Genomic DNA, 12,944 nt, shown 5'->3' with positions numbered 1-12,944 from the left:
CAAACTTGATTGGGTCCGCTGCCAAGTGAATGTTAAAATTTTGATTGATCAAAATCAGAAGTAAGCAAAATCTATAACAGGTTAAACTAACTAAAATGAAATTATATAATTCATTACTTGAAGGTAATAAAGAGTGGGTTAAAAAGAGACTCCAGCAAGATCCCGAATTTTTTGACAAATTGTCTAGAGGACAAAGCCCTCAATTTCTTTGGATAGGCTGTTCCGATAGCCGAGTACCCGCCAATGAAATTACAAACACCCAGCCCGGTGACATATTTGTTCACCGAAATATTGCCAACATGGTTGTGCATTCTGATATGAATTTGCTTAGTGTATTGGATTATGCTGTCAATATTTTAAAAGTAAAACATGTGATCGTTTGTGGTCATTATGGATGCGGAGGCGTAAAAGCCGCTATGCAAAATGAACAATACGGTCTGGTGGATAATTGGCTTCGCTTTATCAAAGATGTCTACCGCACACACAGTGACGAACTGAATTCGATCAAGGATGAGGAAAAACGGTTTGACAGATTCGTTGAGCTAAATGTCATTGAGCAAGTGCTGGATTTGACCAAAACTACAATTATTCAAAACGCCTGGCAAGAAAGAAATGAACCGAAGGTTCATGGCTGGGTATACAGTCTCAAGACTGGTTTAATAAAAGATCTTGGTGTGAGTTTCGACAGTTCGGCAAAATTGGAGCCCATCTTCCGCGTGGAAAACAAGTATGTCCCGGTTACACCAGTTGAAGCAGAGGAGGTTTAAATGAGTGCTGATCAATTTAATCCGTTAAAGAATTTTAAGCACGACCTGCCATCCAGTATAGTCGTATTTCTGGTAGCCTTGCCACTCTGTTTAGGAGTGGCACTGGCTTCAGGAGCACCATTATTTTCTGGTATCATCGCAGGTGTTGTGGGAGGAATTGTTGTAGGTTCTTTGAGTGGCTCCGCCTTGAGTGTAAGTGGCCCGGCCGCGGGACTCACCACGATCGTTCTTGCTTCAATTACAAAGCTTGGCTCCTTTGAAGCGTTTCTCGTCGCCGTTTTTTTGGGAGGACTTATTCAATTCATCTTAGGCTTTTTGAAGGCCGGTACAATTGGAAATTATTTTCCTTCCGCCGTTATCAAGGGTATGCTTTCGGCGATTGGAATTATTTTGATCCTAAAGCAGATTCCGCATGCCCTAGGCTATGATAAAGATTTTGTTGGAGATGAAAGTTTTGTACAGGCTGATGGTGAAAATACGTTTACTGAACTTTTGAATGCCATCAATTACGTAAGCCTAGGAGCTGTTATCATTTTCCTACTTTCGATGTTTATTCTCATCCTCTGGGAAAAGCCGTTCATCAGAGACAAAAAGTTTTCAACGATCATACCGGGACCTCTCATTGTCGTTGCACTGGGCGTTCTGGTAAATCTGTTATTCACAAGTGCCTTTTCAGACATCGCTCTTGGTAAGGAGCATCTTGTGTTATTGCCGGTTTCAGACAGCGTTTCTTCATTTATCAGTCAGTTTACATTTCCGGACTTCTCTAATGTCATGAACGGAACGATATGGACAGTAGCTTTTACCATTGCAATCGTGGCTAGCCTGGAAAGTCTTTTGAGCATTGATGCGGTGGACAAGCTTGATCCTTTTAAGCGGTCAAGTCCATTGAACCAGGAATTAAAAGCGCAAGGAATGGCTAATATGGTTAGTGGATTGATTGGAGGTTTGCCGGTGACTGCGGTAATTGTAAGAAGTTCAGCCAACGTGGCGGCTGGAGCACGAACAAAGGCTTCAACCATCATACACGGCATCCTGCTTCTGCTTACGGCCTTTCTTATTCCAAATGCACTTAACCAAATTCCATTAGCGTCGCTGGCTGCCATTCTCATTATGGTAGGTTATAAGCTTGCCAAACCATCGCTTTTCCAGAGCATGTATTCCAAAGGCAAAGATCAGTTTATACCTTTTGTCGTAACGATATTGGCAATTCTTGTAACGGATCTTCTAATTGGAATCACCATTGGTATTCTCGTGGGATTATTCTTTGTCTTAAAATCTAATTTCCATAAGGCATTATTCAGTGTAAATGAAAAAAATAATTACCTGATCCGTCTGACAAAGGATGTTTCGTTTCTAAATAAGGCGTTGTTGCGCCAAACGTTCAAAGATATTCCTGCTGGCAGCAAGGTCATTATTGATGGCTCGAGGTCAGTATTTATTGATCAGGATATTTTGGAGACCATCAATGATTTCCGTGAGTCTGCATCCAACAGGGATATATCAGTAGAACTAAAGCAGTCCGTCGCCGCTAACAATTCAATATTTAAAGCATGACAGCAAAAGAAAAAATGTTTTTGGAAAGTAAGGCCTGGGCATTGGAAAAGCTCAGCCTGGATGAAAATTATTTTCACCGTTTAGCCGCAGTAAGTAATCCGGAAATATTTTGGATTGGCTCCCTCGATAACTTGGTGCCCGTGCGTGAATTAATCAGCTCGGGTCCTGGCGACTTATTAGTATACAGAAATATTGGAACGCAGGTAAGAGAGGATGATGCCAGTTTAATGGCAACCCTCGAAATGGCGGTTCAGGTTTATGATGTAAAACACATCATCGTTTGTGGTTACAGCCACTGCACGGGGATCAACGAAGTGCTATCTGAAAATCACCAGACTCCCCATCTCAAAAAATGGCTTGAGGAACTGCGTGAAATTTATGAGGTAAACTTTGAAAAATTCCGCGGCCTCGACCTGGATCAAAAAAAACAGCTTTTATCTGAGCTGAATATCAAAGCACAGATCCTTAAACTGAGCCAGTTCGAAGTCATTCAAAAGTCCTGGGAGAAAAGTGATCATCCTATTTTGCTGGGTTGGTATTTCGATTTAATCAGCGGTGGCTTGAAAGAAATTTTTACAATGGAAGAGAATCACCGCGTGGAACAGGTTGCAACATTGACTCAAAACATTTAGATCCACACCGTTGCTTTTTTATATTTGTGCCAAATTTCAAAAATGGCGGCTAAAAATTTTGTGGAAGAACTTCGGTGGCGTGGCATGTTGCATGATCTCATGCCCGGCACCGAAGATCTTTTAATAAAGGAGCAGGTTTCAGGATATATCGGGTTTGATCCGACTGCTGATTCTCTTCATATCGGGCATTTAGCTCAAATCATGACCCTTTTAAACTTTCAGCGTGCGGGTCACAAACCTTATGCCCTGGTAGGAGGCGCGACGGGTATGGTCGGCGATCCTTCTGGAAAATCCGCTGAAAGAAATTTGCTATCAGAAGATGTCTTGCAACACAACGTCGCTTGTGTGAAGCAACAGCTGGAGAAGTTCCTGGATTTTAGTGGTACAAACGCAGCGGAGATGGTGAACAATTACGATTGGTTCAAGAATTTTACATTCCTGGATTTTATTCGTGAAGTTGGTAAGCATATTACTGTGAATTATATGATGGCAAAGGATTCCGTTCAAAAGCGACTGGAGTCCGGCTTATCATTTACAGAATTTACTTACCAGTTGGTTCAGGGTTTTGATTTTTATTGGCTCTACACAAACAAGAATTGTAAGATTCAAATGGGGGGCTCGGATCAATGGGGAAACATTGTAACGGGCACTGAACTCATCAGAAGAAAATGTAACGGAGAAGCCTTTGCATTAACAACTAATCTGATTACAAAAGCGGATGGCACCAAGTTCGGAAAGACAGAATCCGGTAACATCTGGCTGGACCCGAAGAAGACATCACCGTACAAATTTTACCAGTATTGGCTGAACACCTCCGATGAGGATGCTGCAAACTTTATCAAGGTATTTACTCAATTATCGCGGGAAGAAATTGAAAGCTTGTTAAAGGATCATGCGTCTGCTCCACACTTGCGGAAGCTTCAACAGGTTTTGGCCAAAGATATCACCACCCGTGTTCATACCGAGGCGGAATACACCCTGGCAGTCAAAGCATCAAACATTTTATTTGGCAATTCTACTACGGAGGAATTGCAAAGCCTTAATGAAGAAACCCTCTTGTCGGTGTTCGAAGGTGTTCCACAAACGACGATCAGCAGTGCTGCGTTTGAAAGTTATGCTAACGTAACCGATTTATTGTCCGTAACAACGAATGGGCTGGTGTTCAGCTCAAAAGGTGAGGCGCGAAAAATGATCCAGGCGGGAGGTGTAAGTATTAATAAAATAAAAGTTGAAGACGCAAATAGTAAGGGGTCGTTTTCATTATTGCAGAATAAATACCTGCTGGCGCAAAAAGGGAAAAAGAATTACTATTTGATCAAGGTCGATTAGATAAAAAAAAAACCACCCGAAGGTGGTCTCTTTCTTTCGCTTAAAATCAATTACCTGATCTGAACAACTTATAGCCTACTGAAAATTGCCACACTTGGTTCTTAACACTACCAGGTGCTGCACCGCTATTAATGTCGGACAGCCCCCAATTATACCGGCCATCGATGGTTAACCCGAACGGCAAATCCCATCCCACCCCAAGGGCTAAACTTATATCGGTTTTCTTCAGGTCATCCTTAATATCTTGAGTACCTGTCGGCAGTTCTTGTTTAGCCGATGTCAAAAAACCTATCTGAGGACCTACCTGCAAATTGATACCCGCTATTGTATAGAGTTTTAGAATGAGCGGAATATTCATATAACTAAAATTGGTTTTAATATCAGGATTACCGCTGTATTTTAGTTTGGATCCCTGTTGTGAGAATAACACTTCCGGTTGAAAACCGACCCTCTCCCCTTTTATTAATGCGAACGCACCTAAGTGAAAACCAGTCCTGGCATTGTAATTTTCCCCAGCACTCGCATCAGTGTTGATGTTAGCAAAATTAGGCCCTCCTTTTATACCAATAGCAAACTGAGTTTGCCCAAAGGAATAAAGGGAGGCTCCTGCAAATAATAACGTGATAATAATCTTTTTCATAGATGAATAGTTTTTTGAATACCTTAATCAAAGATGATGCCTTAAAAAAAAAGACCTCTGCTATAACAGAGGTCTAAACGTTTTATTGTACGATAGGTTATTTGTTCCCGAGATAAATTTGGAATCCTATGCGCATGAATATTCCGGAGTTGATATCTTTTGTGTTCGAGTCGTCCGCTTTTGACTTGGTGGTACCATATCCAACCTCGGGTTCCAAGGCAACATTATCTGTCAGGAAGATCACATATCCAGCTGATAGTGCGAAATTTGAAGTATTGTATTTGTAATCTGCAAAAGAGTCATCGTATGAAGTTTTTGACGTCCCTAAGCCAAATTTTCCTTGAAAGAAAATGCCCATGGGCAAATAGTACCGGACAAATGGACTGAAGGTAACGGCTGTTCCCGTGTAATCCGCGCTGTTATTATTTTTAGAATTCCATTTGCTAAGGGTCAAACCAAGCTCAGCTCCAATGGCTAGGTTATCAATGATGAAATATCCAAAATCCGGTGAAACGGTAAACCTTGTTTGGGTACCTTGAGTGACAGTGGTAGATCCGTTTTTGTCTTTATTGGTGTTTGTACTAAATTCTGCACTTCCTCCAACCAACATTCTACCTTGATTGAATTGGGCGAACGCCCCGACTGTTGCAAACAATGTGATGGCTAAGATTGGAAATTTTTTCATGCGCTTTGGTTATAGTTTTAAAATACAAAGCTAGTAAAACAGCTCTTGTAAATTGATCGAATCTACAAAGCAGCACTATGACGGTTAAAAATCATTTAATTACGACTAACCGTCAATGGTGGTTGTGTATTAAAATCCTCAGCCTGGTGTGAAGAATTATGGTCATTATAAACTTTGTAAGTTATTTTCACACCACTGACATGAGCAATGTTAATAGCGCGCAACGGTTTAGGTACTGTTTAATTGGGTCTTGCTCCTTTCATTTTAATTGCGCTAGGTAAGGTCGCGCCTACAGCAAAATAAAAAAAGGACCCCTATGGCTAGAGGCCCTTCTTATTATGGCTAATTGCGTTCTTATTTGTTACCAAGATAAGCTTGTATACCTACGCGTACAAAAAGTCCATTATTGATATCTTTGTAATCGGCATCTTTGTATTTGTCACCGCTTGATCCGTAACCAATCATTGGTTCGATAGCGATGTTGTCATTCAGGAAGATCGCATAACCTACTGCACCTGCAAAACTAGTTCTGGTAAATTTTTCCTCGTCAACATTCCCATCTTCATCATCCTTGTACTTACCTGTACCGATTCCAAATTGACCTTGGAAAAATACACCCATAGGAAGATAGTAACGTACGGTGGGTTGGAATTCTAAAATGGTAGCGGTGCTCTCATAATCTCCATCGTCGTCTTTCCATTTAGAAAGTGTTACGTCTAACGTAGCGCCTACTGCCAGGTTGTCAATTACAAAATAACCAAACTGCGGTGCGATCGAAAAGTCAGTACTTTTACCTTCCGTAGTAGTTTGTCCATCGAATTTGTATTTACTAGTAACGGATTGAAATGCGAGTGAACCCCCTACTAACATCCGCCCTTGATTAAATTGGGCATAAGCCCCTACCGTTGCACACATCGCAATCATTAAAATTGTAATCTTTTTCATATTGTTGGTTATAGTTTTAATTGATGTGTTGTACGGAGAACTTTAAAAAGGGTTTACTAAAAGTTCCACTAATAAAGATTTTTTTTCCGGTGCGCATGGACTGCCAATCACTCGAAATCTTCTTTTACAAAATTCCTCAACATAAATTCATAACCGACGTTAAATAAATTCCGCGCACTGCGGACATCAAATGCACTGATATTCCCCAACTCGGTAGGCTCAATTAAAATATCACAAATATTTTTACTATTGATTGTATTTCCGCTGATTGCTATCAGTAAACTTCTTTCAACAACCGATCGAAAATTCTTTACGTCAAATTGGTTGCTGATAAAATTGCAGTGCGATCCGATTAATAACTCGCATTGGTTTCGAAGGCATTGCGTTGGAAGGTTATCCACAATACCACCATCTACGTATACACCTCCATTGAATTGGATGGGATTAAAAAGTACAGGCACACACGACGATGCCAAAACTGCTGGAATTAAATCTCCCGTGGTAAAATATTCGGCCTTTCCCTGGTTTAAGTTAGTAGCCACAACGGTGACGGGAATTTTTAACGATGCAAAATTATTTTCCGGAATGAATTTTAAAATCAAATCCTTAAGCCCATTCATGCTTACAAGTCCGGTTAATGTCCAGGCGGGACGTAGTGAAGCAAAAAACCTTGTGCCGATAATTGCGTCCAGAATTTTTTCTGGCGACAATCCATAAGCGTACAGCGCACCTACCAACGCACCCGTGCTGGTGCCTGCGATGCAATCTATTTTAACCCCGAATTCGTCGAGTGCTTTTAGAACACCTAAGTGGGAAATCCCTCTTGCACCGCCCCCGGATAATGCGAGTCCTATTTTCATAGTGCTAACAATCTCTGTTTAATTAAAAATTTCTTAAAGGTAATGAAAAGCCTACAGCAGTTGCCCTACGCTTCAGGCGCTACGATTACAGAGATCTTATTGTCGATAATGGCTTTTAGACGGAAGCCTCCTGTAAGGCTTCCCTTAATTTAAAGGTGCGGTCTAATCGAACCCCTTTTTCGGTGTGCTTCACGGTGCAGCATTCGTTAACGGCATCATGCTCAAAAAAAAGAATGTATTGTTTGTCCGCCGCTTCATTTAAAAACTTTTCCTTTTCTTCTAAGGTGATCAACGGCCTCACGTCGTAGCCCATTACATACGGTAAGGGTATGTGCCCGACTGACGGAAGCAGATCAGCCATATAACAAATTGTTTTTCCATTAACCTTGATTTTTGGAATCATCATCTTCTCGGTATGTCCGGACGTATAAAAAATATCGAATTGTGGAAAAGGAGAAATCCCGGGGTCAATGAATTTCAAATGACCGCTTTCTTTCATCGGCAAAATGTTTTCTTTCAGAAAGCTGGCCTTTTCACGGGCATTAGGTTTTACCGCCCAATTCCATTGATCAGCATTCGACCAATATTGTGCGTTCTTAAATGTGAGCTCAGGCTTACCGTTGGCCAGCTTCACCCCTCCTCCACAATGGTCAAAATGAAGGTGCGTGAGAAACATGTCGGTAACATCATCTTCACTGAAGCCTGCCGCACGAATGGATTGTATAAGATTGTCATCACCATGAAGGTAGTAATGACTCAAAAATTTTTCATCTTGTTTAGTGCCGATTCCATTGTCAATCAGGATCACCTTATTGCCATCCTCAATCAACAGGCAACGCATGGCCCAGGTACACAAATTTTTCTCATCTGCCGGATTCGTCTTTTGCCAGATCGATTTCGGCACGACGCCGAACATTGCCCCACCATCAAGCTTAAAAAATCCAGTTTCTATGATATGAAGTTTCATGGATGTAAAGTGTTGGAGTGCGAAGTGTTGGAGTGTTGGGGTTCTGAGTGTTGAAGTCTGCAGTCTGAAGGTGACGCTTATTTAAAAAAAAACCAACTCACCCATCCGATCACTCGATCACCTGATTACCGATAACCCAAACCTGATTACCTGATTACCCGATTACTGATTACCTTACCCACTACTCCTTCACCACTCCCATTGCCGTAAACTTTGCAATGCGTTGTTCTATAAGTTGTTCAGTAGGCAGTTTAAGAAGTTCACTAGTTTTTATAAGGATCACCTTTTTGACTTCGTTCGCCATCCATTTTACATCGACATGCGCACCACCGAGTGGCTCTTTTACAATTCCATCGATGAGTTTGTTTGACAGCATATCTTTGGCGGTAAGCTTTAATACTTCCGCGGCCTGTTCTTTATAGTCCCAGCTCCGCCATAAAATAGATGAGCATGATTCGGGTGAGATCACAGAATACCAGGTATTTTCGAGCATCAACACGCGGTCGCCAATAGCAATACCCAGTGCACCACCTGAGGCCCCCTCTCCGATGATTAAACAAATTACAGGCACTTTCAGCATGAACATCTCTTTCAGGTTTCGCGCAATCGCTTCACCCTGCCCACGCTCCTCCGCTTCGAGGCCAGGGAAGGCTCCTGGAGTGTCTATGAAAGTAACGATAGGCTTATTGAACTTCTCGGCCATCTTCATCAGCCGAAGCGCTTTTCTGTATCCTTCGGGATTTGCCATTCCGAAGTTTCGCATCTGCCGTTGTTTCGTGTTTCTGCCTTTTTGGTGGCCAATCAACATAAAAGTCTGGCCATCAATGCTACCGAAACCACCTACCATGGCTTTGTCATCGCCCACGTTTCTATCTCCATGAATTTCAATGAAGTCAGTTGTGATCTCATAAATATAATCCAGGGTATAAGGCCGGTCAGGATGCCTGGACAACTGCACACGCTGCCATCCCGTAAGGTTAGCAAACGTCTCCTTCTTTAACTCTAATATTTTCTTTTCCAGCGCCTTTACGGCGGCTTGGACTTCCGGATCGCTGTTGCTGGTCAGATGCGTCATATCACCGAGTTTCGCTTCCAGCTCCGCGATTGGCTTCTCAAAATCCAATAGCATAGGGTTTATTATGTGGGCACAAAGTTAGAAGGATTGCGAAATATCCGTAATTAATTGGGATAGAATTGCCAAATGAGCTCTTTTTACTTTTCATTCAACATCCTTAAGGCCTTTAAAACGCCTGCTTCCGACCCAGACCACATTTGATGCCTTCCTCAGCTAATTCGTCATTTCTTCCACCAGGATGGCCGTACATTGGTTGCATCTCCGAAGGGATATTCTAAACAATATTTACAAGGACACGCTGGGTACGCCGGCGTTGGCTCGGGACATCCGGGGGCGGGAGGACCATAATACACTTCGCATCCCTCTTTAAAAGCGTTTTTAACGGGGTAGCTTAACTGACTTTTATTGAAATACCACCTTGTAGCCTGCTCCTGTACAACTCCAAAATATCCAATAATCTTTTTCTCGCCCGAGAGTGATTTAAAATTGGACTGCAAATTAAAGGGTGGCTTGTCTACCAAAACATTTCCTTCATTTTGGTCATACATTTCTTTCCAAAAGAAATAGTTGTTTTCTGTCATCGCGTATTGCTGTATCAGAACCGAAAAGTCATCCAGAATCCTTTCGTTAGCGATAGTGGGAATACTGAACAGGTCTTTATCATATCCGCCGGCATTGTCGACTTGAAGCGAATATGTTTTCAGATAATCGCGACTCGTTACCCAGCAGATGTAACCTGGTCTTGTTTTACTAGGCGACAAAGGTGCAATGAAGACCCACATGGGCGTAAGTTTCCACCTGTAGTAAATCGTTTCTCCTGAATTATTTTCATTTATAGAGATGTGTGTTTTTATTTCTTTGATCGTACGCAATACACTTTCATTGGCTTCGATAACGTATTTCTGACTTTCAGTTTCTTCAAATCCAACGGTTCCGATAGGCGGCACGTGGGTATTGGGCATCGCTTCCCAGGAAGATTCGTAGGTCTCCTCTTCTGTAGATATCCGTATTTTATACTTAACCCCTGCCTTTGCCTCAAAGGCAGAATCATATAATTCGTATAAACCACGTTCGGCAAAAGACTCCTGGTATGACCATTCTTCATTTGCATCACTAATGAGTTTAACGCCAGCATCAGAAACTGGAGTAGGCCTCACGTTAGTAACGTTGCTGGTGGTGGTGAGTTTGATAGTGAAATACCTTCCATCCGATGGATAGGTACGCGTATCATTAAAAGATTGATCTGAAATATAACCTTCCACCACGAGCGCAGGTGATTCGTCGGTGATCACAAAATGATATGGTTCTATACAGCTAAATACAATTAAAAAGATTCCGAAAAATTTAAAGGCCCGCATGACTTATTCTTAACCCCCACTTATACGTTAAAGTATGAACCAAGATATGTAAAACACCTTTAAAATAATATCCAAAAAAAGGAGTTTCTAAAAACGGGCGTGTGCCCTCCAGCACATAGATTTCATAAGCCCATCCCAACAATATAATCTCAGCCTTGTTAGCCCATTCGAGAGCGTCTGTTTATTCATATTTTATTAATTATTGAATTTCATAAATCAAAACCACAATGGAAACGATGGACATTGCAAAAAAACTAGTTGCCTATTGCCGTAAGGCTAATTGGGAGGGTGCGCACAACGAATTATATGCTGACGATGTCGTGAGCATTGAACCTTACAGCACCCCGGAATTTGATAAAGAAACCAGGGGCCTGAATGCCATACGGGAGAAAGGTCGTAAGTTCGACGCTATGGTTGAAAAGATGCACAGCATTGAAACTTCAGAACCTTTGGTCGCCGGCAACAGCATTGCCTTTACCTTAACAATGGATATGACCATGAAAGGCAAAGGTCGGATGAAGTCGCCGGAGCTTTGTGTTTACCAGGTTAAGGATGGAAAAATAATTTCCGAAGAGTTTTTCGTCTAAGGCCTCACGCTGCCAAGATGTGCATAGCGCCACCACTTGAGATCGGTAAGAACTTTTAGGTTGAATGTCTAAATCTAGTCGACCTGAAGTCAATTCCAAGATCACCCAAAAAGGTTATTGAAGGAAATGGTATTCCGTTGTAGCTTTAGACAATTCAATCCTTTCAGTTCTTTCCTTCAATCAAAGCGTGTTTATGGTTAACCGGTTACAATTCTTTTTACTTACTTTATTTATAACACTGGTTTGCCTGAACTTAAATTTCAGCAACGCCTTAGCACAAACTAGTCGCCCAAATATTATTTATATCATGGCAGATGATTTGGGCTATGCGGACTTGAGTTGTTACGGACGTAAAGATTATGAAACACCTCACCTCGACAAGCTTGCCTCGGAAGGGATTAAATTTTTGAATGCCTATTCAGCTGCGCCCATCTGCACACCTTCACGTGTAGCATTCATGACTGGTCTTTATCCCGCGCGAACAACTGTTGGTCTATATGAACCATTGCGAGGAAGTCCAAAGGAAGCAGCTGTAGGATTAAAACCAGATTCGAAATCCGTTGCAGGCATGTTGAAGCAAGCTGGATATGAAACGGTGCTGATTGGGAAATGGCACCTTGGTTTAAAGGAACAATTCCATCCAGTAAACAACGGCTTTGATCAGTTTTTTGGATTTCATCCTGGCGCAATAGATTATATATCGCATAAAGTAAAAGGCAAACCTGCGCTATACAAAAACTCAACAGTCATCCAGGAAGAAGGATATATCACTGATGTGTTCGCTAAGCATGCCGCCGAATACATCGGACAAAAACATTCAAAACCATTTTTTTTAAGCTTGCAATTCAACGCACCGCATTGGCCCTGGATGGCGCCGGGTGATGAACCACTGGATAGTTCGTTAGTTGGCCCGGCTATGAGGGAAGGAGGATCGCCCGACAAGTATAAAGCCATGATGACAAGCCTTGATAATGCCGTAGGTAAAATTATGTTGGCTTTGGATCAGGCGAATCTATCACGCAATACATTGGTGATTTTTACCAGCGACAATGGTGGTGAAAAATTTTCAGACATGGGCCCATACGCCGGGTATAAGACTGAGTTGAAAGAAGGTGGTATCCGGGTGCCAGCGTTTCTACGATGGACAGGTACAATACCTGCAAATACTACTACAGATCAATTGGCCATTACGATGGATTGGACCGCCACCATTCTTGCCGCAGCAAATGCATCCAGTATAGCCAATACGTTGGATGGTGTAAACTTGCTGCCGGTTTGCATCGGAAAGCAGAAAATTTTTGATCGTACCTTTTATTGGAGAACTTTTCAAATTGGGAATCAAAAAGCAATTAGAGAAGGAAAATGGAAATATCTGATGAATGATGAAGGAGAATATCTTTTTGATCTTATAGCCGATCCAGGCGAAAAAAATAATCTTAAAGAAGGTAACCAAAAGATGTTTGAAACGCTAAAAAACAAGCACAACGTTTGGCAAAGATCAGTGTTACAACCTATTCCACTTTGAGGGTCATTTTGATGTCA

General features: G+C 41.8%; 13 protein-coding genes. 6 read left to right on the top strand and 7 right to left on the bottom strand.

All coding sequences use genetic code 11. The features are described 5' to 3' along the window. The first annotated feature begins 95 nt into the window (after window positions 1-95). From can to tyrS, 4 genes are read left to right on the top strand one after another with little or no spacing between them, the layout of a single operon-like run. Window positions 96-767, top strand: coding sequence for a carbonate dehydratase (gene can / locus P2W71_RS14945; protein WP_276372074.1), 672 nt, complete (start codon window positions 96-98; stop codon window positions 765-767). Next, a complete protein-coding gene (locus P2W71_RS14940; RefSeq protein ID WP_276372073.1) occupies window positions 768-2,324 on the top strand; it encodes a SulP family inorganic anion transporter in 1,557 nt (518 codons plus the stop codon). After that, window positions 2,321-2,956: a carbonic anhydrase gene (locus P2W71_RS14935; RefSeq protein WP_276372072.1), complete on the top strand. Its 636-nt coding sequence runs from the start codon at window positions 2,321-2,323 to the stop codon at window positions 2,954-2,956. Before P2W71_RS14940 ends, P2W71_RS14935 begins: the two co-directional genes overlap by 4 nt. A gap of 42 nt (window positions 2,957-2,998) precedes the next feature. Further along, complete coding sequence (gene tyrS / locus P2W71_RS14930) at window positions 2,999-4,285, top strand: tyrosine--tRNA ligase (protein WP_276372071.1); 1,287 nt, start codon at window positions 2,999-3,001, stop codon at window positions 4,283-4,285. 46 nt (window positions 4,286-4,331) lie between these two features. Here the strand turns inward: tyrS and P2W71_RS14925 are convergent, their stop codons facing one another. The 7 genes from P2W71_RS14925 to P2W71_RS14895 all read right to left on the bottom strand — a co-directional run bounded on the left by P2W71_RS14925 (window position 4,332) and on the right by P2W71_RS14895 (window position 10,815). Beyond that, window positions 4,332-4,925, bottom strand: coding sequence for a porin family protein (locus P2W71_RS14925; protein WP_276372070.1), 594 nt, complete (start codon window positions 4,923-4,925; stop codon window positions 4,332-4,334). Window positions 4,926-5,022: 97 nt separating this feature from the next. After that, window positions 5,023-5,610, bottom strand: a complete 588-nt coding sequence (locus tag P2W71_RS14920) for an outer membrane beta-barrel protein (protein WP_276372069.1) — start codon at window positions 5,608-5,610, stop codon at window positions 5,023-5,025. 354 nt (window positions 5,611-5,964) lie between these two features. Continuing rightward, window positions 5,965-6,555, bottom strand: a complete 591-nt coding sequence (locus P2W71_RS14915) for an outer membrane beta-barrel protein (RefSeq protein WP_276372068.1) — start codon at window positions 6,553-6,555, stop codon at window positions 5,965-5,967. 107 nt (window positions 6,556-6,662) lie between these two features. Further along, window positions 6,663-7,415 (bottom strand): patatin-like phospholipase family protein, encoded by a 753-nt coding sequence (locus P2W71_RS14910; protein WP_276372067.1) that lies wholly within the window; start codon window positions 7,413-7,415, stop codon window positions 6,663-6,665. A 115-nt stretch (window positions 7,416-7,530) separates the two neighbouring features. Further along, complete coding sequence (locus P2W71_RS14905) at window positions 7,531-8,382, bottom strand: MBL fold metallo-hydrolase (protein ID WP_276372066.1); 852 nt, start codon at window positions 8,380-8,382, stop codon at window positions 7,531-7,533. Between the two features lie 181 nt (window positions 8,383-8,563). Then, entirely contained in the window at window positions 8,564-9,511 is a 948-nt protein-coding gene (locus P2W71_RS14900) for an acetyl-CoA carboxylase carboxyltransferase subunit alpha (RefSeq protein WP_276372065.1), read from the bottom strand. Between the two features lie 167 nt (window positions 9,512-9,678). Beyond that, the gene (locus P2W71_RS14895; RefSeq protein WP_276372064.1) at window positions 9,679-10,815 is read right to left on the bottom strand and encodes a DUF4249 domain-containing protein; all 1,137 of its coding nucleotides are present in this window, start codon (window positions 10,813-10,815) and stop codon (window positions 9,679-9,681) included. Window positions 10,816-11,042: 227 nt separating this feature from the next. Between P2W71_RS14895 and P2W71_RS14890 the strand changes: the two genes are divergently transcribed. Together P2W71_RS14890 and P2W71_RS14885 are read left to right on the top strand one after the other, a co-directional pair. Then, entirely contained in the window at window positions 11,043-11,402 is a 360-nt protein-coding gene (locus tag P2W71_RS14890) for a nuclear transport factor 2 family protein (protein ID WP_276372063.1), read from the top strand. 193 nt (window positions 11,403-11,595) lie between these two features. After that, complete coding sequence (locus P2W71_RS14885) at window positions 11,596-12,927, top strand: sulfatase-like hydrolase/transferase (protein ID WP_276372062.1); 1,332 nt, start codon at window positions 11,596-11,598, stop codon at window positions 12,925-12,927. Window positions 12,928-12,944: the final 17 nt, after the last annotated feature.

It is taken from the genome of Chryseolinea sp. H1M3-3 (assembly GCF_029360725.1).
GTDB lineage: Bacteria > Bacteroidota > Bacteroidia > Cytophagales > Cyclobacteriaceae > Chryseolinea.
Note: the sequence above shows the minus strand (reverse complement) of the source record. Positions and strands in the feature narration are given on the sequence as shown.